19 protein-coding genes are annotated in these 20,401 nt (G+C 37.6%); 13 read left to right on the forward strand and 6 right to left on the reverse strand.

Annotated elements, in window-relative coordinates; genetic code table 11:
* The first annotated feature begins 77 nt into the window (after positions 1-77).
* A complete protein-coding gene (locus ACLI50_RS09795) occupies positions 78-2,009 on the forward strand; it encodes a M1 family metallopeptidase (RefSeq protein ID WP_411413656.1) in 1,932 nt (643 codons plus the stop codon).
* A gap of 69 nt (positions 2,010-2,078) precedes the next feature.
* Here the strand turns inward: ACLI50_RS09795 and ACLI50_RS09800 are convergent, their stop codons facing one another.
* Positions 2,079-2,957 (reverse strand): cupin-like domain-containing protein, encoded by an 879-nt coding sequence (locus ACLI50_RS09800; protein WP_202838473.1) that lies wholly within the window; start codon positions 2,955-2,957, stop codon positions 2,079-2,081.
* Between the two features lie 158 nt (positions 2,958-3,115).
* Between ACLI50_RS09800 and kbl the strand changes: the two genes are divergently transcribed.
* The 4 genes from kbl (at position 3,116) to gldG (ending at position 7,499) form a co-directional block, all read left to right on the forward strand.
* Positions 3,116-4,312 carry a glycine C-acetyltransferase gene (gene kbl / locus ACLI50_RS09805; RefSeq protein ID WP_110009461.1) on the forward strand — a complete coding sequence of 399 codons (1,197 nt, stop codon included), beginning with the start codon at positions 3,116-3,118 and terminating at the stop codon, positions 4,310-4,312.
* A 172-nt stretch (positions 4,313-4,484) separates the two neighbouring features.
* Entirely contained in the window at positions 4,485-5,036 is a 552-nt protein-coding gene (locus ACLI50_RS09810) for a CopD family protein (protein WP_137906052.1), read from the forward strand.
* A 59-nt stretch (positions 5,037-5,095) separates the two neighbouring features.
* A complete protein-coding gene (locus ACLI50_RS09815; protein WP_137906051.1) occupies positions 5,096-5,824 on the forward strand; it encodes an ABC transporter permease in 729 nt (242 codons plus the stop codon).
* A 4-nt stretch (positions 5,825-5,828) separates the two neighbouring features.
* Positions 5,829-7,499 (forward strand): gliding motility-associated ABC transporter substrate-binding protein GldG, encoded by a 1,671-nt coding sequence (gldG, locus tag ACLI50_RS09820; protein ID WP_411413657.1) that lies wholly within the window; start codon positions 5,829-5,831, stop codon positions 7,497-7,499.
* Between the two features lie 270 nt (positions 7,500-7,769).
* Here gldG and ACLI50_RS09825 read toward each other — a convergent pair whose 3' ends face one another.
* From ACLI50_RS09825 to ACLI50_RS09835, 3 genes are all read right to left on the reverse strand, one after another.
* Complete coding sequence (locus ACLI50_RS09825) at positions 7,770-8,588, reverse strand: DUF2314 domain-containing protein (protein ID WP_411413658.1); 819 nt, start codon at positions 8,586-8,588, stop codon at positions 7,770-7,772.
* Positions 8,589-8,626: 38 nt separating this feature from the next.
* On the reverse strand, positions 8,627-9,265 hold the full coding sequence (locus ACLI50_RS09830) for a hypothetical protein (protein ID WP_202844132.1): 639 nt from the start codon (positions 9,263-9,265) through the stop codon (positions 8,627-8,629).
* Positions 9,266-9,376: 111 nt separating this feature from the next.
* On the reverse strand, positions 9,377-9,805 hold the full coding sequence (locus ACLI50_RS09835; protein ID WP_110009455.1) for a DUF4268 domain-containing protein: 429 nt from the start codon (positions 9,803-9,805) through the stop codon (positions 9,377-9,379).
* 151 nt (positions 9,806-9,956) lie between these two features.
* On the opposite strand from ACLI50_RS09835, the gene ACLI50_RS09840 reads away from it, so the two are divergent.
* The 3 genes from ACLI50_RS09840 to ACLI50_RS09850 all read left to right on the forward strand — a co-directional run bounded on the left by ACLI50_RS09840 (position 9,957) and on the right by ACLI50_RS09850 (position 11,912).
* A complete protein-coding gene (locus tag ACLI50_RS09840) occupies positions 9,957-10,364 on the forward strand; it encodes an RrF2 family transcriptional regulator (protein WP_110009454.1) in 408 nt (135 codons plus the stop codon).
* A 281-nt stretch (positions 10,365-10,645) separates the two neighbouring features.
* A complete protein-coding gene (locus ACLI50_RS09845; RefSeq protein WP_411413659.1) occupies positions 10,646-11,533 on the forward strand; it encodes a sulfite exporter TauE/SafE family protein in 888 nt (295 codons plus the stop codon).
* Between the two features lie 88 nt (positions 11,534-11,621).
* The gene (locus ACLI50_RS09850; RefSeq protein ID WP_131438555.1) at positions 11,622-11,912 is read left to right on the forward strand and encodes a putative quinol monooxygenase; all 291 of its coding nucleotides are present in this window, start codon (positions 11,622-11,624) and stop codon (positions 11,910-11,912) included.
* A 164-nt stretch (positions 11,913-12,076) separates the two neighbouring features.
* On the opposite strand, the gene ACLI50_RS09855 is transcribed toward ACLI50_RS09850, so the two are convergent.
* Complete coding sequence (locus ACLI50_RS09855) at positions 12,077-13,369, reverse strand: T9SS type A sorting domain-containing protein (protein WP_411413660.1); 1,293 nt, start codon at positions 13,367-13,369, stop codon at positions 12,077-12,079.
* A 195-nt stretch (positions 13,370-13,564) separates the two neighbouring features.
* Positions 13,565-14,371, reverse strand: coding sequence for a choice-of-anchor J domain-containing protein (locus ACLI50_RS09860; RefSeq protein ID WP_411413661.1), 807 nt, complete (start codon positions 14,369-14,371; stop codon positions 13,565-13,567).
* A gap of 95 nt (positions 14,372-14,466) precedes the next feature.
* On the opposite strand from ACLI50_RS09860, the gene ACLI50_RS09865 reads away from it, so the two are divergent.
* Genes ACLI50_RS09865 through ACLI50_RS09885 form a run of 5 tightly spaced genes read left to right on the forward strand, consistent with a single transcriptional unit; the run spans position 14,467 to position 20,401 of the window.
* Positions 14,467-16,572 (forward strand): TonB-dependent receptor plug domain-containing protein, encoded by a 2,106-nt coding sequence (locus ACLI50_RS09865; RefSeq protein WP_411413662.1) that lies wholly within the window; start codon positions 14,467-14,469, stop codon positions 16,570-16,572.
* 16 nt (positions 16,573-16,588) lie between these two features.
* A complete protein-coding gene (locus tag ACLI50_RS09870) occupies positions 16,589-17,704 on the forward strand; it encodes an HmuY family protein (protein ID WP_411413663.1) in 1,116 nt (371 codons plus the stop codon).
* A gap of 21 nt (positions 17,705-17,725) precedes the next feature.
* A complete protein-coding gene (locus ACLI50_RS09875) occupies positions 17,726-18,604 on the forward strand; it encodes a heme/hemin ABC transporter substrate-binding protein (RefSeq protein WP_411413664.1) in 879 nt (292 codons plus the stop codon).
* Complete coding sequence (locus ACLI50_RS09880; RefSeq protein ID WP_411413665.1) at positions 18,588-19,628, forward strand: FecCD family ABC transporter permease; 1,041 nt, start codon at positions 18,588-18,590, stop codon at positions 19,626-19,628. The genes ACLI50_RS09875 and ACLI50_RS09880 overlap by 17 nt, the downstream gene beginning before the upstream one ends.
* A complete protein-coding gene (locus ACLI50_RS09885) occupies positions 19,628-20,401 on the forward strand; it encodes a heme ABC transporter ATP-binding protein (RefSeq protein WP_411413666.1) in 774 nt (257 codons plus the stop codon). Before ACLI50_RS09880 ends, ACLI50_RS09885 begins: the two co-directional genes overlap by 1 nt.

Raw genomic sequence — 20,401 nt, forward strand, 5'->3', positions numbered from 1 at the left:
TTATTTTATATATTATAACAGCCTTTTAATCATGGATTAAAAGGTTTTTTTTTATATTTGATTAAATTTTTCAAAACATGACAAAATTGTACCTTTTGGTGTTGGGATTTCTATTTTCCCAACAGTTCTATAGCCAGAAGCAAGAACAAAACATTGATATGAAGGGACTCGTTGAAAAAGAGAAAAAATCCTTCACTCAAAAAATGAATATCGGGAATATTAATCCCAATACCCTGAATTACGACCTGCAGTATCAGAGAATGGAAGTCAGCCTTGATCCTGCGGTGTATAATATTTCCGGTTCGGTAACTTCACATTTTAAACCTACTCAAAGTATGGGAAGCATCTATTTTGATCTTTCCAATTCGTTAACGGTTTCTCAGGTGAAATACCACGGAACTAACATTACAAGCTTTCAGCAGCTTCCTTCAAAAGAACTGAAGATTGATTTTCCAGCTTCTATTCCTGCCAATACACTGGACTCTCTTACCATTTATTATGCTGGAGCACCGTCCACAAGTAATGATGCATTCAAAACTGCTCTTCAGAGCGGAACTCCAGTTCTTTCTACTTTGAATGAACCTTATGGCGCCCAGGACTGGTTTCCGACAAAGCAAAGTTTAAATGATAAAATTGAAAGATTTGATTTTAAAATTACAACTCCATCGAACTACAGCGTAGCAGCGAATGGAAAGCTGATGTCTGAAACTTTTCCTACAGGAAACACTAAACTTACGTTCTGGAGAACAATGTATCCTACACCGGCATATCTGATCGCGCTGTCCATTACCAACTTTGTTAAGCTTAATGATACCATCGGAAATCCTCCGTTTCCTTTTGTGAATTATATTTATCCGTCTACGAATTCAAATGCCACCAGTATAGCCAATATCAACTGGACAAAGCAGGTGATGGATACTTTTGAAACCTATTTTGGATCTTATCCTTTCCGTAATGAAAAATATGGTCACATGGAATTTATGTATGGAGGAGGAATGGAACATCAGACCATGTCTTCTATGGGAGGATGGAGCAAACAGCTGATTGCCCATGAACTTACTCACCAGTGGTTTGGGGACAAGGTAACCTGTGGTGCATGGAATGATATCTGGCTGAATGAAGGTTTTGCAACTTTTGGAGAACATGTTGCCAACGAAAAACTATTGATGACCAACACAGAATTTCTGAATTATTTACAAGGTCAGTCTAATTACATTACCGCAAGTACAACAGGAAGTGTGTATGTGCCGGATTCCGGACTTTCCAGTATTAATAGAATATTCGACAGCAGATTGTCTTACGCCAAAGGAGGATATGTGCTGAGAATGCTGAAATGGATTTTAGGTGATGCTGTATTTTATCAGGCGCTTAAAGATTACCATGCGAGACCGAACCTGGCATACAGCTATGTGCGTACAACTGATTTCAACGCTTCTCTGCTTCAGTCAACCGGAACAGATTTTACAGAATTTTTCAATGACTGGGTCTATGGAGAAGGATATCCTACGTACACCATCAAGTGGATGCAGGGCGGAAATCAGGCTTTATTTAAAGTTTCTCAGACACAAAGCAGTCCTACCGTTGGCTTTTTTGAAATGCCTTTACCAATTAAAGTGACAGGAACTGCAGGCCAGACTGCTTATTTTGTCCTTAATAATACATCCAATAATCAAAGCTTTTTACAGTCGGTAACATTTCCTATTGCAAGTGTTCAGTTTAATTATGAATATCAGATTCTTGAGAAAAATTCTACAGTTGTTCAGGATAATACATTAAGTGTTTCTTCTGTTGAGAAAGAAGAATTTGGTTTGTATCCGAACCCTGCAAAAAATGAAATTAATCTGAAAGGAATTAATAAGGCTATGGACTTTACGATTCATGCCATAGACGGAAAACTGGTAGGAAAAGGAACGTATCAGCCGGGTAAAGCGATTGGAATAGCAGAATTAGCTCCCGGAGCTTATTTCATTACGATTGATGAAAAGAATATCAAATTTATCAAACATTAAAAATAACAAATGGTGAAGTATGAATGAGTACTTTTACCAAAGTGAATCATAATATCACAAAAGAAGCTTTCAGATTTGAAAGCTTCTTTGTTTTCTTGCTGCTCTGGCTCCTCTTTTTCTGGCCGTTTTCACTTTGTATTCAAACCATTTTTCTTTGAATATTTTACGCATCAGATTATCAAAATGTCTTGTGATGACTAAATTTTTGAAGCCACGCCATTTTTCAAGAGGACTTGAGGGAAGTGCCCTCACTGATATCGAATAACCTTCCGTATCATATTGAATATAATGCCACCAGCCGGAAGGAATATAAAGGGTTTCACCAGGACGAATGATAGCTTCATAGCCATTTAAATAAAGAAGGGCCGGATATTTTTTGTAATCAGGATTTTTAATCTGAGCCAGACTATGGAAATTGTAGGGCAGCTTATACATAAAATCAGACTGTTCCCACGGGAAGAGCCAGATTCTCTTGTTTCCCTGAAACTGTGTGATAAAAACATGGGACATGTCAATATCAATATGATTTCTGGTGACAGAACCTTCTCCTCCAAAAAACATAAAGGGCAGCCATTTCAGTATTTTACCATTCGTTACATCATTGTAGATGAGGTCATTCTTCAATTCAGGTTTTATTTTCAGTAAATTAAATAAGAAAAGCCTGTGTTCGGTGGGAGCAGATTGGATGAGATCCAGATATTCTGAAAATGTAGTCTGTGCAATAGGATCACTGGCCACTCTGTCCAGGGAATCAAGCTCACTTCCGTAGATGTTAACTTTATGATCTCCTGCAATCTCTTTGAAATACTCATAATTCCACTTTTTAAAAGCTGGACTTTCCGGATGCACAAAGTCCTCAATAATAACCGGAATTCCCGGCTTCATGTGGTTATTGATAAAGGTTCCTGAACTGATCGTCTTTATTTTTTGTACCGGCTTTAATCTCATGCATTAAAATTTTAAACAAATATAAATATTATCCTACTAAATTTGTAGACTAATAATGTTAAAAGTGAAAGCCTTTTCAATTTTTTAGAATTAAACTGATAAAAGGTTTTATTTTACTGCCTTTTTAGTAAATTAGCACATCTAAAAAATTACTAAAAATGATCTCTGAAAAATACCTTCAACATTTACAGAACGAACTTCAGAATATTGAGAATGACGGACTTTACAAAAGAGAAAGAATCATCACTTCTCAGCAGAGTGCAGAAATAGAAGCTAACGGAAAAAAGCTTTTGAACTTCTGTGCCAATAATTATCTGGGATTATCCAACCATCCGGAAGTAATGAAAGCTTCGCAGGATATGATCCAATCTCACGGATACGGAATGTCTTCTGTACGTTTTATCTGCGGAACACAGGATATTCACAAAGATTTGGAGAAAAAGATTGCTGATTTCTTAGGTCTTGAAGATACCATCCTTTACGCTGCAGCATTTGATGCCAACGGAGGTGTTTTTGAACCCCTGTTTACAGAAGAAGATGCTATTATTTCAGATGAACTGAACCACGCATCAATCATTGATGGTGTTCGTTTGTGTAAAGCAGCGAGATACAGATATAAAAATAATAATATGGAGGATCTGGAAGCTCAGCTGATTGCAGCTTCTGAGAAGAACCACCGTTTTAAAATCATCGTTACAGACGGAGTATTCTCAATGGACGGTATTGTTGCAGATTTAAAAGGAGTTTGTGATCTTGCCGATAAATATGATGCCTTGGTAATGGTAGATGATTCTCACGCAACAGGTTTCATCGGAAAAACAGGCCGTGGAACTCACGAAGCGAATGAAGTAATGGGTAGAGTAGATATTATTACTTCTACTTTAGGAAAAGCTTTAGGTGGTGCTTTGGGAGGATTTACTTCCGGTAAAAAAGAGATCATTGATATGCTGAGACAGCGTTCAAGACCTTATTTATTCTCGAACTCTTTAGCACCTGGTATCGTAGGAGCTGCATTAAGAGTATTGGATATGATTTCAGATGATACCTCTCTTCGTGATAAAGTAATGGAAAATGCAGAATATTTCAGAACGGAAATGAAAGCGAAAGGCTTTGACATTCCTGATGGGGATGCTGCTATTGTTCCGGTAATGCTTTACGATGCTCCGCTTTCTCAAAAAATGGCAGAAAAGCTTATGGATGAAGGCATCTACGTCATCGGGTTCTTCTATCCTGTGGTACCGAAAGGAAAAGCAAGAATCAGAGTACAATTATCTGCGGCTCATACCAAAGAACATCTGGATAAAGCGATTGCTGCTTTTGAAAAGGTTGGAAAAGAATTAGGAGTGATCTCTTAATTATTGAAGTGGCTACCACAATAAAAATATAATGTTCGGCTCGGGCAGCTTTGCTGCCCCGAGCCGAACTATTTTTTATATAAAATCTATTTTACTTATATTTTCCTGATCAAAAGAAATTTATTTTTAACAATTATATAATAAGCTTATCTTTGCTGTTAATTTTTTCTGAATGCTTTACACAATAATCAAAGCGCTGCACATTATTTTTATGGTAAGCTACTTTGCGGGAATTTTTTACCTCGTGAGGATTTTCGTTTACTATAAAGATACCGATGAATTTTCTGAAGAAAAAAAGAAAATTCTGAGAGAGCAGTACACTTTTATGGCCAGAAGGCTGTGGAACATTATCACAGTTCCTGCCGGGGTAATCATGGCGGTCTGCGGATTGGTGATGATCTTTTTAAACCCGGGATTAATGAAGATGGGATGGTTTCATTTAAAACTAACCTTCCTGATCGGGCTTGCCATCTACCATTACTGGTGCTGGAAAAAAGTCCTTCATTTAAAAGTTCTGAATGGAAGTACACTGCCCATTGCCAATATCAAACTGAGACAGGCCAATGAAATTGCAACGTTCATTCTGTTTCTGGTCGTATTTACCGTTATTTTAAAATCAATGGTGATCGAATACTGGTGGCAATTAATTGCAGGATTTTTCGTTCTTGTATTTCTGATTATGATGACAGTGAAACTGGTTAATAAAAATAAAAAAAACAAATAATTGTAGAGTAGGGTGCATGTCCGAATATATTCATCCCTTCTATATCTTATAAAAAAACTATGATTGCAATTTTAAAGAAAGAACTTTGGAGTTACTTTGGAAACTGGAGTGCATGGGTGATTATTGCCGCTTTCAGTTTGATAGCGACTCTTTTTCTGTTCTTTTTCGACAACGATTCTAATATTTTTGAGATTGGAATGGCCTCATTGCAGAGCTATTTCGTATTAGTTCCATGGCTGTTGATGTTTATCATCCCGGCCCTTTCTATGAAAACTTTTGCGGAAGAACAGCAAACCGGAACATTGAACTGGCTTTTTTCACAGCCGTTAAAAGTTTCAGAACTGGTGACAGGTAAATTCCTTTCCGTATGGATTGTAGGAATTTTATGTCTTATTCCATCATTAATTTATCTTTATACGGTATATGTTTTGGGAGTTCCTGCAGGAAATATTGACCTGGGAATGACCTTTGGAAGCTATATCGGACTGATAATCTTAATCGCAGCATTTTCAGCAGTGGGAATTCTTGCTTCCTCTCTCTCTCAGAATCAGATTATGGCTTATCTGCTGGGTGTTTTCATGTGTTTCATTATGTATTTTGGGATCGAACAGCTGGCAAGTTATAAACTATTGGGAGGTGCAGATTTTATCCTTCAGAATATTGGCTTCTATCAGCATTTCTTAGGCTTCACAAGAGGACTTATTGATGTTAAAGATGTGGCGTATTTTGTACTTGTCATCGGCGCTTCATTAGTATTGGCTAATCATTTTATTAACAAAAAGAAGTAGAATCATGAAGAAGTTCAATGCTAAATCTCCACTGGGAATTTTCTTAATTGCAATTGTTCCTTTGGTTATTATCCTGACCTATTCGGGAATCAGATTAGACTTAACAAAAGAAAAAAGATATACCCTTTCTGATAACACCATCAAAGTACTGGAGTCTGTTAAAAAGCCTCTGACGGTAGAAGTGTATCTGGAAGGTGACTTTCCGGCAAGTTTCAAACAGCTGCAAAGCGAAACGAAATTCATGCTGGAAGAATTCAGAAAAATTAATCCGAAGATTGATTTTAAATTTATCGATCCGATTAAAACAAAAATGTCTCAGGACACTTTGATGGCTATGGGAATGCAGCCGTCTATTCTTCCGGATGTAAAAGACGGGAAAATCTCACAGATCACCCTTTTCCCTTACGCTGTGATTAAATATGGAAATGATGGGGTTTCTATTCCTTTAGTGGTTCAGCAGGCCGGAATTGATGCCGATCAGCAGCTGACAAGATCGATTGAAGGATTGGAGTACAATCTTGTTTCCAACATTAAAAACATTGCAGCCGCCAAGAGAAAGAAGGTCGGAATCCTGGTCAACCATGATGAGCTGAATCCGGATGAATTCCAGGGATTTGTACAGCTGGCCATGGAAAACTATGATGCAGGACCTATCATTCCTAAAAATCAGACTGAACTTTCACTGGAAGATGTTCCGTTGTTAAAGCAGATGAGTGCCCTGGTGATTGCGAAACCAAGAAAAGCTTTTACCGATAATGAAAAAGTAATTCTGGACCAGTACATCATGAACGGAGGAAAAACCCTTTGGATGATTGATGCCGTAAATGCTGAAATGGATACGCTGACAAGATCCAAAAAAGTAATGCCTTTCCCTGTCGATATCAATATGACAGACTTCTTTTTCAATTACGGGCTGAGAATCAATCCCGCGTTGGTAAAAGACGTTAAAAAGTTTGCCCTGTTAAGACTGGTTACAGGAGAAGTGAGTGGAAATCCTCAGTATACAAGCTTACCCTGGCCTTATTATCCGCTTGGAATTGCCGAAAATAATAATCCGGTCACCAAGAATATCAACCCTGTAAAATTTGAATTCCCGACTTCCATCGATACTTTAGGAGGAAGAAAGAATATCAAAACAAAAGTCCTTTTCGAATCCAGTGAAAGAACTTTATTGAAACAGGTTCCGAATTATGTGGATCTGAAAGAAATTGCAAGCGTAGACAGCCTTGGACAAATGGAGAAACCAAGTACACCGAAGATCTTCGCTGTAGCCTTGGAAGGAAAATTCAACTCTGCGTATGCATCGAGAATTGAGAGAAAATCTTACCCTGGATTTAAAACATCCAGCCCGGAAAATAAAATGATTGTGATTGCAGACGGAGATGTAGGAAGAAACAAAGTGATCAAAGGTAAACCGCTTCCATTAGGGGTAGATCTGTTAACAAACGAACAGTTTGGAAACGAACAGTTCCTGAGAAATGCTTTGGACTATCTTCTTGACGACAGCAACCTGATGGAACTGAGAAACAGAAACATTGAAGAAAGACTTCTCGACAGGCAAAGAATTACTGAAGAGAAATCCACATGGCAGTGGCTGAACTTGCTGCTTCCATTGGCCATTATCGGCCTTATCGGAGGACTGTTCTTCTGGTTAAGGAAAAAGAAATTTGGATAAAGCATAAAAAATTCCGGAAGAACATCTTCCGGAATTTTTATTTTGACAACTTTATTATTGAGTAGTTGTTCAGACTTATAAAAGATGTTGAATATATTAAAAACCATTAAGAAGGATTTAAGAAATAAAGTATAGTTAAGATAAATCATTCTGATTTTTAAGCTTAAAGCGAAGCTTATCTTAATACTCTCAATAACTGAATACAATCTTAATGTTTCATAAATAAAAGTCTAAAACAAATTCTGAGTTGTAATAATCTTAATTAACAATTTATCCTTCCAATACAGGAATAAGATGTTCCCATTTCAGCTGTTTTGCATAATCCAAAGCTGTTTTTCCTTTTTTAGACCGGATATTTTTATCTGCTCCGGCTTCTAAAGCAACCTGTACCGTGGTTAGATTTCCTGCAATGGTTTCTTTGTGAAGAAGCGTCAGTCCGTCTTCATCGGTTTGAGTAAGTTCATCCGGATATTGTTGTAAAAATTTTACAAATTCCTCCTTCATATTTTTACTCATCGGATGTTCGATAAGATTTTCGGGATTTTCTTTCTGGTTATTCACAACGAGGATATCATTAAAGTCTCCGAAATCCAGCTGCCAAGCATTATCATGTTCCTTTCTTTCTGCAACAGACATGTCAGCACGCATTTTCTGGATGGTAAACCCGCCGTAAGCTTTCGGAAGTGGAGAAGATGAGGATGAAAATAACTTGGAAAGTCCCTTTGGTTTCTGTACACTTGGAGTGATGGCAAAAAGCCAGTCACTGATGTTTTGTAAAGGGATTTCAACATAATCACCCACCTGTACATTCTTAAGACTGTTGGGTTCATTAATCAAATATCCTCTCACGTGATCTCCGTCAAAGAATATTTCATTAATCCACATATGTTCTACCAGGCTTTCTCCGGTTTCTTCATCCTGTTCTTCAAAAGCTGTTTTAACGCATGATACATTCAGTCCGGGAATGATTCTTCTGTATTCCCAGGACTGTTCGCGCCAGAAATACTTAAAGGTTTCCTGAGCTTTTCTGTAAGCTTCAATCATTTGCGGGTCATTTCCGTCTGCAAAAAAAATTGGGTTCTCTTCCATTTAATAATTGGGGATGTGGTGTGTTAAAGAATATAAGATTATTGCTGATAGGCTTGTTTGGGAAGTAAGGCTGCTGTTTTGTAATAGCTGATGTCAGTAGGGATCTGTGCCTGAAGATCTTCGAAAGTATCATAATCATAATGGATCCAGTTTTCTTCATTGTCCGGGTCAGGTGTTTTATCTACAGCCAGCTCCAGTTTTCCGTCTTCCTGATAGCTGCATTCTATGGCTGCGTATTTTTCACCGTTTTCGTCATTCGTATACCAGCATTTTATGGTTCTTTCAAGGTGTGGTTGATGGGTTTCGTTATCGATGACCTGTGAGCAGATAAAGTTTTCAGGATCGTCCGTTTTGAAAACAGTTTTGGAAATAAGGGGCAGATCATCTACGGATAAAGAATATAATTTATTGGTAGAAATAATATAGCCGTCGGCAGTTTCTTTTCTTTCAATATCAAAAAAGTCAGATTTTTCTTTAAGATAATCCACTACCTTCACCTCGTCTTCCTCGTCACTTAGAAAATAATTGATGTTGTAAACACTGTCTTCATTGATGAATTCAATTTCTTTCAGGAAATCGGAGCCTTCTTCATAATAATACAGATGATATTCGCTTAGCTTCACAGCTTTACTTTTAGAGATGATTTCTCCAAAAATGTTTTTGTACACTTTTCTCATTTTTAATCATGTTAGTTTGTTTCATCTATTAGTTTAAGTGGTAGTGCAAAGATAAGTTTTCTTTTTTTATCTCAACCTGAAGTATAAAGTGGTATTTATTTCGTAAGTATTCTATATATCCTTTATAAAATCCTCATATTCGTAGTAAAACCTTTCGAAACCGTCCATTTTGTCCACAAAAAATTCAAAAATTTCTTGCCAGGTATTTTTATTAAAAACGGAAACATTATGTTTTTCAACCCATATCCTGCTGATGATCTTACCATTTTCAAGAGTGAAATATTCTTCCTTCTGAAAATCTCCGATGAAATCTTTTAATATATCCTCCAAAGACCAGATCTTCTCATAATAGGCATTCCGGAAAATTTCATCTTTCATTTCGATATCCAGAGAAACTTCTGCTTTTTTGTTGTCGGCAGAAAACTTAAATGCCATGTCCTTGATTTTGGTATCATAAAGAATCCATTTTCTGGGAAATGATCTTCCGAAAGCTGTCCAAAATTCTTTTTTTAATTGCTGTGCTTCTTGTTTGCTGAACATATGGCAAACATAATGATTTAATAGGAGAAAGGCAAAATTGTGGTACCTAAAACCGTAAAATTACGGATACATACACCGACATTTTTTTCGTTTGTTATTCCTGTTTTCAGGTCTTTTTCAAATATTAAACAATTTTCGTATTTTTGCTTTAATGCTTTCAAAAAAATCTCAATATGCTTTTAAGGCGCTGTCATATCTTGTAGAAAAAAGAAATGACGGCCCGATTCTTATTTCTGAAATTGCGGAACATAAAAAAATTCCTTTAAAGTTTTTGGAAAACATCCTTCTTGAACTGAAAAAAGCGGAAATCCTCGACAGTAAAAAAGGAAAGGGTGGAGGATACTTTTTTAAAGAAAATCCGGAAAATGTGAAACTGGCAAAGATCATTCGTCTTGTCAACGGTCCTATTGCGATGCTGCCATGTGTAAGTCTCAACTTTTATGAAAAATGTGAGGACTGCAATGAAGATCACTGCGGGCTTCATGATGTCCTGATAGAAGTTCGTGATGCTTCACTGAATATTCTGGAAAGTAAAACTTTAATGGATCTGGTAGATTAACCCGGTCCTTTTTTTTGAATTAATAGTCTACTTTTTTTGTAGGATAAATATTTTATCAGATATTTGCACTACTTCAAATGAATAAACTATGATTTCAAAAGAAGAGATAAACCAATTACAAAAGCTTACACGCTCCATTACTGCAATGCATTCTGATGCTGCATATGGCATACCTGAAAATATTTCCTTGTACAGAAGCGCAGAAAACATACGATCGTTAAATATCCTTATTTTCAATGTGACGGATAATCAGGAAATACAGACCAAAACGATTTTTTAATATGGTGATTTCAAGAAAAATTCAGGTAAGGTTGAATGTCCTTTTGGTAACGGCTGCTATTATATCCATTGCTGTTTTTTCCATGTATGAACTGGGATATCTGGAAGAACTACAGACCATTCTGGCCAAAGATCACTATATTTTTTACTGGATGCTCCTGGTAGGTGTTTTTGCAGAAATTGTGGCTGGTTCCATGGGAATGGGATATGGTGTTATTTGTACCACAACCCTTATGCTCCTCAATATTCCACCGCATATTGTAAGTGCAAGTATTCATTCTGCAGAAAGTTTCACCACTGCTGCGGGAAGCCTCAGTCACATTAAACTGAAAAATGTAAGCAAAAGTTTGGTGAAAAAGCTAGCTATTCCGGCTGTGATCGGAGCAATTATCGGAGCTGTCAGTCTTACTTATCTGGGAGAATATTATGCTAAAATCACTAAAACACTCATTGCTTTTTACACCTTATACCTTGGATTCCAAATCCTGTCAAATGCATTTAAGAAAAAGCAGAGCAAAGCCCTGAAAAGAAAAACCAATCTGACCAGGCTGGGTGTAATAGGTGGTTTTATAGATTCTTTTGCCGGAGGAGGCTGGGGGCCTTTGGTGACCGGAACATTGATTAAAAATGCATTCACCCCAAGATTTGCCGTAGGAAGTTCTACCGTGGCCAAATTTATTCTTACTATAACGGCTGCCGTTACCTTTTTCTTTACCCTGGGAATCCAGCACTGGAATATCATTCTCGGGCTTTTGATCGGAGGAATTGTGACCGCTCCTTTTTCAGCAATGCTTACTGCCAGGCTTCCTGTGAAGAAAATGTTTGTGATTATCGGAACTCTGGTGATTGTGATGAGTTCTATAACTATTTATAAATCAGTTTTTAATTAAAAATTATGTTGGGTGTGGAAAAATAAAAGGATTAAAAAGGTTTTCGGTTTTGAAAATATTTTACTTTTACATCACTAAATATTAGAACATGAATTTACATATCATTGCACTTTTTAAGTTTAATGAAAATTATCTGATGGACGCTGTAGAGCTGTTTCAGAAACTTGTGAAAGAAACAAGAAAAGAAGAAGGCTGTCTGCAGTACGATCTTATTGAAGATAAAGATAATAAAGGAACTTTCTTCCTGATCGAGCTTTGGGAAAGTGTAGAACATCATAACAGGCATAACGGGCAGGATCACCTTTTGGATTTCCGTAAGGATGCTTCAAAAATTATGGAAAGTTCTGCAGAAGTTTATAAAGGATTTAAAATATATTAATGGTATTGAAGGATTTAAAGATTTAAAAATTTAAAGAAGAATCTTATATAACTATTTGTTTTATATATTTTTAAGTTCTTTAATGAAGAAAAAATAAAAGGCGGTTTCAACAATCTGAAACCGCCTTTTTATTAGAAAAAATAGAAAGTATTAAAATTGAAAGTTTATTTCACGATAAGCTTTTTCGTCTCCGACTGACCACCGTAAGTAATTTTTACAAGGTAATTTCCTGATGGAAGTGTAGAAAGGTTCAGGTCCTGCTTGTAGAATCCTGCCTGGTTGGTAAGTTCATCTGAATATACCTTTTTCCCGGTCTGGTCATAGACCTCTACATTTCCCTTATTACCTGTTTTTTCTTTAACATCAAAAAGAACCGTTACTTTTTTATCCGCCGTAGTTGGATTAGGATAAATACCGAATGATGCTTTTTTTCCTACTTCGGTAATTCCTAACGTTTCCGTGATCTTTTTGTATTTAAAATACATATTTCCTGTACTGGCACCACCATTGGTTGTGAAGTACATTCTGTAGTAATCATTTCCTTTTTTGACGTAGTATACCACATCATTTTTCACCGTCCCGATCCCTTTCCAAGAGTGTCCTACCGTAGTGATAGCAGATGAGAAACTTGCATTAGCAGGAATTGCATATGATGCGGTTTGCTGGGTTTCAGGCTGAACCATTGCCACTTTTACGTTCGGACTTTGAATCGCTCCGGAAAGCGGGTACATCTGCACACCCATATAGAACGTGTAATATTTGGTGAATACGAAATCCCATGCCGTTCTGGAAGGCTCAAGATTGGGAACTTTTTCTCCGGTATCAAATGAGAAATAGTTGAAATATGAATCATCTGTTCCGTTGGCGATGGTTCTGGTTTCTGTAGCTCCCCATGAAGTCCCGTTCCATTTTGAATACTTGAAGGTATATCCTGCAAAAGCATCTTCAATAGCAAACTTGATATAAGTTCCTGAAGCATATTTTAAAACAAAAATAGCTTTCCCCTGAATGTGGTGGTTCACCGGGTTATAAACGCCCCATCCGGTTGAAGGAATATTGGGGTTTGGAGAAGTCACAGGTCCCTGTTCAAAAGCTCCCTGGCTCCAGTCAGTGGTCTGGTCCGGATTGTAAAGAGGATCTCCCCATGAAGCTTCATTGCTGATGCTGATGTTATCCCAGTCTGCTAAGTTGGTTGATGCAGTGAATACTTCAATATCCTTAGCATCATTGACTCTGGATCCGAACGCATAGTTTGAGTTCCTATAAAAAGCAATATCCCACGTATTGGCTGGCTGAGAAACCATATTACCATCTGCAAGGTTTACAAACACGCGGTTTTGGTATCCGCTTCCCATGGTCATATTTACCTGTGAGTATCCCAACGCGTCAGTCTGCGCCAAAACAGTCTGCTGAACAGACAATGCCAGTACTGATGCCAATAATAGTTTTGTTTTCATAATTTATTTTTTTAATCCTTATTTAGAATGATTCCACAAAAGTATATAATTATTTTTAATAAGTCTAAATAAAAACATGATTTTTATCGTGTTTTTATTTTAGTCACATAAAAAAATGCTAAAATCAGAACATAGAAAAGCCGGTAAGAAAAGTCCTACCGGCTTTAATAAAGGCCAATAATAGTCTGATAAACCTTATTTTTTGATGAATTTTGATTGGATCAATCTGCCTTCTGCAGTCTCAATATTCATATAATAAACACCCGTCTGAAGGGTATTGATGTCAAAACTTCTTCCATTGAGTTTTCCTTCGGCTACTTTGCTGCCTGCTGCAGAATAAATCTGAATGTTTTTAGGATCTTTTTTGACAATGAATTCTATTGCAGACTGATCAGAATTTAAGGCAAATCTGAAATTTTCTGTCGATTTATTATTGTCTGATACGCCTAAAGAGGCGGTCGTGTTATACACTACATTATCCACCTGGATTGCTACGTGAGTAGCAGTAGGAGTGAACTTAAATACAATGTATGAACCTGTGGATGCCGGAATATTAACACTGATATTCTGCACGGTGCCGATAGTGGCTACATTAATAGGGTTTCCTACAGGAACGAATGTTGACATATCTGCAGGGTTGGATGCTACTCCTATCTGAATGCTTCCAGGGCCGGGAGACGGTGATACTAAAGTAGTATCAAATGTCAGTGTTTTGTTTCCGGTCGGAGTCTCAATCTGTGGTGTAATAAGGTAAGATGAACCTGTAGCATTATTTCCTGCATACGACTGAACAAACCGGTTGGAATCTCCTGCTACAATCATTCTTGGAGGTACAGGAGGAAACTCACCGGTGATGGGTGCAACAATGGCAGACCATCCAAACTGAGGGAAAGTTGTGTTCCCAGCGGTAAAATTGTTGAAATTTTCATTGATGTTAGACACCTGAGCATTCGCCGTTAAGGCTGTCAACATCAGAGCTCCTAAAAGTAATTGTAATTTCATAAGATTATTTTTATTTAGAATTATTCCACAAAAATATATAATTATTTTTAATGAGTCTAAATAAAGTTTTATATTTGCTGAAAATTTGTACCCTTATGAAGAAGAAAGTGCTTTCCGTTCTATCATTATCCGTGGCCTTATGGGTAAATGCACAAGAAAAGGATTCTCTTAATCAAAAGAAAATTGAAGAAGTTGTTATTACAGGACAGTATATGCAACAGTCCATTAACAAATCGATATATAAGGTTGATGTTATTGATGCAGAACAGATCAAAAATATGGCAGCAACGAATGTTGCCGAGGTTCTGAATCAAAGTCTGAATATACAGATCACTCCGGATACGCGTTCAGGAAATTCCACCGCCAACATCATGGGACTTAACGGAGACTATGTGAAAATCCTTATAGACAATATACCGGTAGTAGGGGATACAGGGCTGGGAAGTAATATTGACCTTACCAAAATTACCTTAAGCAATATCGAAAGAATAGAAATTGTAAAAGGAAGTATGGGGGTTGAATATGGAAATGGAGCTGTTGCCGGGGTCATCAACATTATTACCAAAAAAAACAGTACAAAAAAGATCAGTGTTAGAGGTTCGATACAGGAAGAAACAGTAAGGGACAACTATGATCTTAAGAAAAGAGGAAACGGAAGGCATATCCAGAACCTTAATGTAGATTATAATATCAGCAATGAATGGTTTGCCAGCATCAATTTCAACCATAACCAGTTTATGGGATATGAAGGGGAAAGCAAAGGCTACAAATATTTCGGGCAGGATAACCAGAGAGGGTATGAATGGAACCCGAAAGATCAGTATGATGCGTCTGCTTTATTAAGATATACCAAAAATAAAACGACATTCTTTTACAAACTGTCTTATCTGAATGAAAAATTCAACTTCTACAATCCGGAGGTCAACAGAAATCCTCTTAATGATGGTTTGGGCGGTGTTTCGTATGAAAGCAGAGACAGAAGATATAATACCGACCGATGGATTCACCAGTTCAATATTCAGACTAATCTTGGACACATCCGGTACATGGGCGATTTCTCGTATCAGAACCAGGACAGGAAATACTACGATTATAATTACGATATCCCGAACAGACAAATCAAAAGCCGCCAGGAAGAAAAATCTTATTATAAGACTGATGTCATCTACTCCAGAGGAATGTTCAGCAATTTCGTCGACAGCAAAGTTTTTGATTTCCAGTTAGGATATGAATTAGACTATACCAATGGCTATGCTGCTTTAATTGCCGGAGATTTCTTTGGTGAAGCGGTAAAAAGAAAGATCTTCACCTATTCCAATTTCCTTTCTGCAGAATGGAATGTGTCAGACAAATTCTCTTTAAGACCGGGAGTAAGACTTTCTCTTAGCGAAAACTTTAATAATCAATACAACTATTCTTTATCAGCAAGATATAAAACCTCTGAGAATTCAAACCTTAGAGCAGTGGTGGGATCTGCTAACCGCTTTCCAAAATATGACGAGTTGTACACCTATTTTGTGAATCTTAACCATGATGTACAGGGAAATCAGGACTTGAATCCTGAAAAGGGATTCTCTGCAGGACTTTTCTGGAATCAGAACTTTTCAGCAGATAATGGCTGGAAGATCGCTTATGGAGTAGACGCATTATACCTTGATGTACGTGACAGGATTGAAATGGTAATGGTAAAGGAGCCTTCCACCTATAAATATATGAACCTTAATACCTATAAAAATCTACTATTCTCCGCTAATGTAGATTTCAGAAAAGATCAGTTTGCCCTGTCTTTAAGAGGATCAGTAAACGGAACATCAGTATCGATGATTGATTTGAAATCTTCTTCCCCAACAGACTTTCAGTATCTGGTACAGGCAGGCGCTTCAGCAACTTACAAACTGAAAAGTACCGACACTAATTTTGCCCTTTACTACAAATTCACTGGTCCGGACAGAATTTATGTGTCCGATGGAGCTAATGACTTCCGCCTTGGAAAAATAGATAGTTTCCATATGATGGATTTCATCGTAAGCCAGCCTTTCTGGAAGAAACATTTTGAAATTTCTGCAGGAGTGAAAAATATATTTGATGTAACAAGATTAAACTCTACGGCAGTGGCCGGTTCAGCTCATACAGCTGCCAATGGGTTTGTTAATTTATATTATGGCAGAAGCTATTTTGCCCGATTAATGTTTCAATTTTAAATAATAAGTTACGATTATGAAGTATTTAAAAGTAGTATCTGTTCTTTCCATCATGGCAGCCACACAGTCTTGTCTTTCTGCAGACGAAGATCCGGTTCCGGTTCCGCCTATGACGGGATCTGAAGTAAGTGTGCCAATTGGCGGCCCTACAGAACCTAACCAGGTTTGGATCGATTTAAGTGACTACACCAATCCGGCGGTCAACAGCAGGACAGACTGGGATCTTGGTTTTTACAGCGGCGATGCCTACAGAGTGATCATGAACGGATCTCTTGCCATGACGGTGATCAAAATACCCAACGCATCAGACATCAGTAAAGTAAAGGAAGCTGATATTTCAAGTTTAAAAGACATTGCCCAGGTAGGAACATTTGATGCTGCCAATATGAAATATGTTGACAATCCTAATGGTGACTTCCTGAATCAGACTTCAGGAATTGATGCCATCAAAGAAAATGATGCTGATAACCCAGTTTATCTGATCAATCTTGGGAGAGAAATACCTTCTGCTAACAATATCGGGGCAGGTTCAGTTTCATTGTCCGGTGATCCGAGAGGATGGAAAAAAATTCAGATTCTGAGAGCTCAGAATGGATACAAAATCCGTTATGCTGACGTGAATGCAGCAGAAGCAGACATCAAAGAATATATCATTACCAAAGATACAGAATACAGCTTCTCATTCTTCAATCTGAAAACAGGAACCCCGGTAAAAATTCAGCCAAAGAAAAAGAAATGGGATCTGGCATTCACAACATTTACCAATGAAGTTTTCATGGGACCTACAACCAGTGCAGGTAGCTATTTTTATGCAGATTTTGTAACAACCAATACTTTGAATGGAGTAGGTGCTTACCAGGTAACAGTTACAGGAAATCTTGATGCTGCTTACAATGCATTTAAACTAAAAGATGTAGAGTCTTCAAAATTTGTTTTCAATGACCAGAGGGCTATCGGCGATAAATGGAGAACCACTACCGGTACAGCATCCAATCCTGTTCCTTTTGTGTATGCAGACCGTTTTTTTGTATTGAAAGATGCTGAAGGCTTTTATTTCAAGCTGAGATTCAATACCATGAAAAATACAAAAGGAGAAAGAGGATACACCAATTTTGAATTCGAACCTTTATAAATAATCAAATAATAGTATATCATGAAAAAATTCATCCTTGCAGCTTCTGTTCTTGTAGCAGTATATTCTTGCAAAAAAGCAGAGACAGGAGCAAAAGAAAATACAACAGAAGCCATTTCAGAAGCACCCAAAACCAACAATAAAATAGTAACATTAAACGGAGGAATTACTGAAATCGTAGCTGCTTTAGGCCACGAGAAAGAAATAGTGGGAACTGATGTTACCAGTACCTATCCTGCCTCATTAAAAGCTACAGCGAAAGATTTAGGACACATGAGATCAATTACAATTGAACCGATCATGGCTGTAAACCCAACATTGATTCTTGCTTCTGATAAAGATATCAACCCGGAATTAATGGGGAAAATCAAATCCTCAGGGATTCAAACCGAAGTTTTTAAACAGGAATATACGGTTGAAGGAACTAAAAAACTGATCGAACAGGTAGCAAAAGCGATCGGAAATACAGATTATCAGAAACTAAACGATAAAATTGATGCTGACTTAAAGCAAGTACAGCCTATTGCTAAAAAGCCCAAGGTATTGTTCATCTACGCAAGAGGAAATATGCTGATGGTGAGTGGTAAAAATACCCCAATGGCTTCATTGATCACTCTTGCAGGAGGAGAAAATGCAGTGACTGATTTTGAAGATTTCAAACCATTGACACCGGAAGCCGTTGTAAAAGCTAATCCTGATGTATTATTCTTCTTTGAAACCGGTTTACAGGGAGCAGGAGGAAACGAAGGTGCGCTAAAAATGCCGGGAGTATCTCAGACTAATGCAGGTAAAAACAAGAAAATCATTGCAATGGACGGAGGTTTGGTATCGGGTTTTGGACCAAGAGTAGGAGAAGCAGCAGTAGGATTAAACAAACTTTTAATTGAAAGCACCAAGTAAACTATACTTTTATCTTGTTATAAGTGCGGTACTGCTTGTCATTATAGCAGTGCTGTCACTTAATACAGGAGTCTATGATTTCGGAGAAAACTCTCCGTTCAGGGCTCTGTGGCAATTTATAAAAGGAGATTCCGGTTTGTCACTCAGTGATAAATATGTGATCTGGGACGTAAGAGCCGCCAGAATTATCATGGCCATTTTAATAGGAAGTATGTTGTCGGTTTCAGGAACAAGTCTTCAGGGACTTTTCAAGAATCCTCTGGCAACCGGCGATTTAATAGGACTTACATCAGGAGCAACATTGCTGGCAGCCATTGCGATTGTTTTAGGAGGACATTTCAAAGAATATCTTCCTGAAGCTGTACAATTTTCACTGGTAGGAATAGCCGCTTTTATCGGTTCTTTTTTATCCATGATGCTGGTCTACAGAATTTCAACAAGCGGAGGGAAAACCAATGTAGTGATGATGCTGCTTACCGGAGTTGCCATAACGGCTATCGGGTTTTCGATAACCGGATTTTTGATCTATATCTCAAAAGATGAACAGCTCAGAGATCTTACTTTCTGGAACCTGGGAAGCCTGGCCGCAGCAACATGGACGAAGAATATCATTCTCGCCATTGTGATCACCATCGCCTACATCATTTTATTACCCAAAGGAAAAGCCTTAAATGCAATGATGCTGGGAGAAAAAGATGCACAGCATCTGGGGATCAATGTGGAAAGACTGAAAAAACAGATCATCATCACCGTGGCATTAATGGTGGGAACCTGCGTGGCATTTTCAGGAACAATTGGTTTTGTAGGGCTTATTGTACCTTATATTTTAAGGCTTTTATTCAAATCCAATTATGTTTTTATTTTGCCATTATCGGCAATGTGCGGAAGCATTTTGTTATTAACGGCAGATACCTTCAGCAGAAGTATTGTGGCACCGTCAGAACTGCCGATAGGGATTTTAACAGCCTTAATGGGAGGACCTATTTTTATCGCTATTTTGGTTAAATTTAAAAAATCACTGTAATGATCAAGGCACATCAGATTAATTATCAACATAAAGAATTCCGGATTCTGGACGGGGTAGATGTATCTCTGGAATACGGCGAATTTCTGGCCATTGTGGGACCGAACGGAGCAGGGAAGTCAAGTCTTTTGAGTGTATTGGCAGATGAAGTGAAGTCCGGCCATAACAAGGTTCTGTTTAAAGATAAACCCATCAGAGAATGGAATATCCGGGAACTTTCAAAACACAAAGCCAAGTTCTCGCAGCATAACAGCAATGATATTCCGCTTGAAGTGAAGGATGTGATCATGATGGGAAGGTATCCTTATTTTGATGCCCAGCCCGGAAAAGAAGATCTTGAGGCGATGAATAATATGATGTACGAAACCGATATTTTTCATCTCAAAGAAAGAGAATACAACACCCTTTCAGGAGGAGAAAAACAGCGTGTACATCTATCAAGAGTAATGGCTCAGCTTGAAAATGAAATTGCCCATAAACTGGTTTTTCTGGACGAACCATTGAATAATTTAGATATAAAACATCAGTACAAAGCATTGGAAATTATCAAAAATTTCACCAAAAAAGCCAACAGTGCTATTGTTGTTTTGCATGATTTGAACCTTGCTGCACAGTTTGCAGATAAGATTTTATTAATGAAATCAGGACAAGTCTCTGCCTATGGAACCCCACAGGAAGTTTTTACTGAAGAAAATATCAGCAATGCCTATAACTTCCCCTGTACCATCTGCGGACACCCTATTACGAATAACCCAATGATCATTTTTGGATAA

Origin of the sequence: Chryseobacterium cupriresistens (assembly GCF_046614675.1) — a bacterium.
Classification (GTDB): domain Bacteria; phylum Bacteroidota; class Bacteroidia; order Flavobacteriales; family Weeksellaceae; genus Chryseobacterium; species Chryseobacterium cupriresistens.

What these genes read in the sequence shown, in the direction of transcription:
- ACLI50_RS09795 (WP_411413656.1), top strand. Translation starts at nt 78, where the DNA reads ATGACAAAATTGTACCTTTTGGTGTTGGGATTTCTATTTTCCCAACAG.
- ACLI50_RS09800 (WP_202838473.1), bottom strand. Translation starts at nt 2,957, where the DNA reads ATGAGATTAAAGCCGGTACAAAAAATAAAGACGATCAGTTCAGGAACC.
- kbl (WP_110009461.1), top strand. Translation starts at nt 3,116, where the DNA reads ATGATCTCTGAAAAATACCTTCAACATTTACAGAACGAACTTCAGAAT.
- ACLI50_RS09810 (WP_137906052.1), top strand. Translation starts at nt 4,485, where the DNA reads ATGCTTTACACAATAATCAAAGCGCTGCACATTATTTTTATGGTAAGC.
- ACLI50_RS09815 (WP_137906051.1), top strand. Translation starts at nt 5,096, where the DNA reads ATGATTGCAATTTTAAAGAAAGAACTTTGGAGTTACTTTGGAAACTGG.
- gldG (WP_411413657.1), top strand. Translation starts at nt 5,829, where the DNA reads ATGAAGAAGTTCAATGCTAAATCTCCACTGGGAATTTTCTTAATTGCA.
- ACLI50_RS09825 (WP_411413658.1), bottom strand. Translation starts at nt 8,588, where the DNA reads ATGGAAGAGAACCCAATTTTTTTTGCAGACGGAAATGACCCGCAAATG.
- ACLI50_RS09830 (WP_202844132.1), bottom strand. Translation starts at nt 9,265, where the DNA reads ATGAGAAAAGTGTACAAAAACATTTTTGGAGAAATCATCTCTAAAAGT.
- ACLI50_RS09835 (WP_110009455.1), bottom strand. Translation starts at nt 9,805, where the DNA reads ATGTTCAGCAAACAAGAAGCACAGCAATTAAAAAAAGAATTTTGGACA.
- ACLI50_RS09840 (WP_110009454.1), top strand. Translation starts at nt 9,957, where the DNA reads ATGCTTTCAAAAAAATCTCAATATGCTTTTAAGGCGCTGTCATATCTT.
- ACLI50_RS09845 (WP_411413659.1), top strand. Translation starts at nt 10,646, where the DNA reads ATGGTGATTTCAAGAAAAATTCAGGTAAGGTTGAATGTCCTTTTGGTA.
- ACLI50_RS09850 (WP_131438555.1), top strand. Translation starts at nt 11,622, where the DNA reads ATGAATTTACATATCATTGCACTTTTTAAGTTTAATGAAAATTATCTG.
- ACLI50_RS09855 (WP_411413660.1), bottom strand. Translation starts at nt 13,369, where the DNA reads ATGAAAACAAAACTATTATTGGCATCAGTACTGGCATTGTCTGTTCAG.
- ACLI50_RS09860 (WP_411413661.1), bottom strand. Translation starts at nt 14,371, where the DNA reads ATGAAATTACAATTACTTTTAGGAGCTCTGATGTTGACAGCCTTAACG.
- ACLI50_RS09865 (WP_411413662.1), top strand. Translation starts at nt 14,467, where the DNA reads ATGAAGAAGAAAGTGCTTTCCGTTCTATCATTATCCGTGGCCTTATGG.
- ACLI50_RS09870 (WP_411413663.1), top strand. Translation starts at nt 16,589, where the DNA reads ATGAAGTATTTAAAAGTAGTATCTGTTCTTTCCATCATGGCAGCCACA.
- ACLI50_RS09875 (WP_411413664.1), top strand. Translation starts at nt 17,726, where the DNA reads ATGAAAAAATTCATCCTTGCAGCTTCTGTTCTTGTAGCAGTATATTCT.
- ACLI50_RS09885 (WP_411413666.1), top strand. Translation starts at nt 19,628, where the DNA reads ATGATCAAGGCACATCAGATTAATTATCAACATAAAGAATTCCGGATT.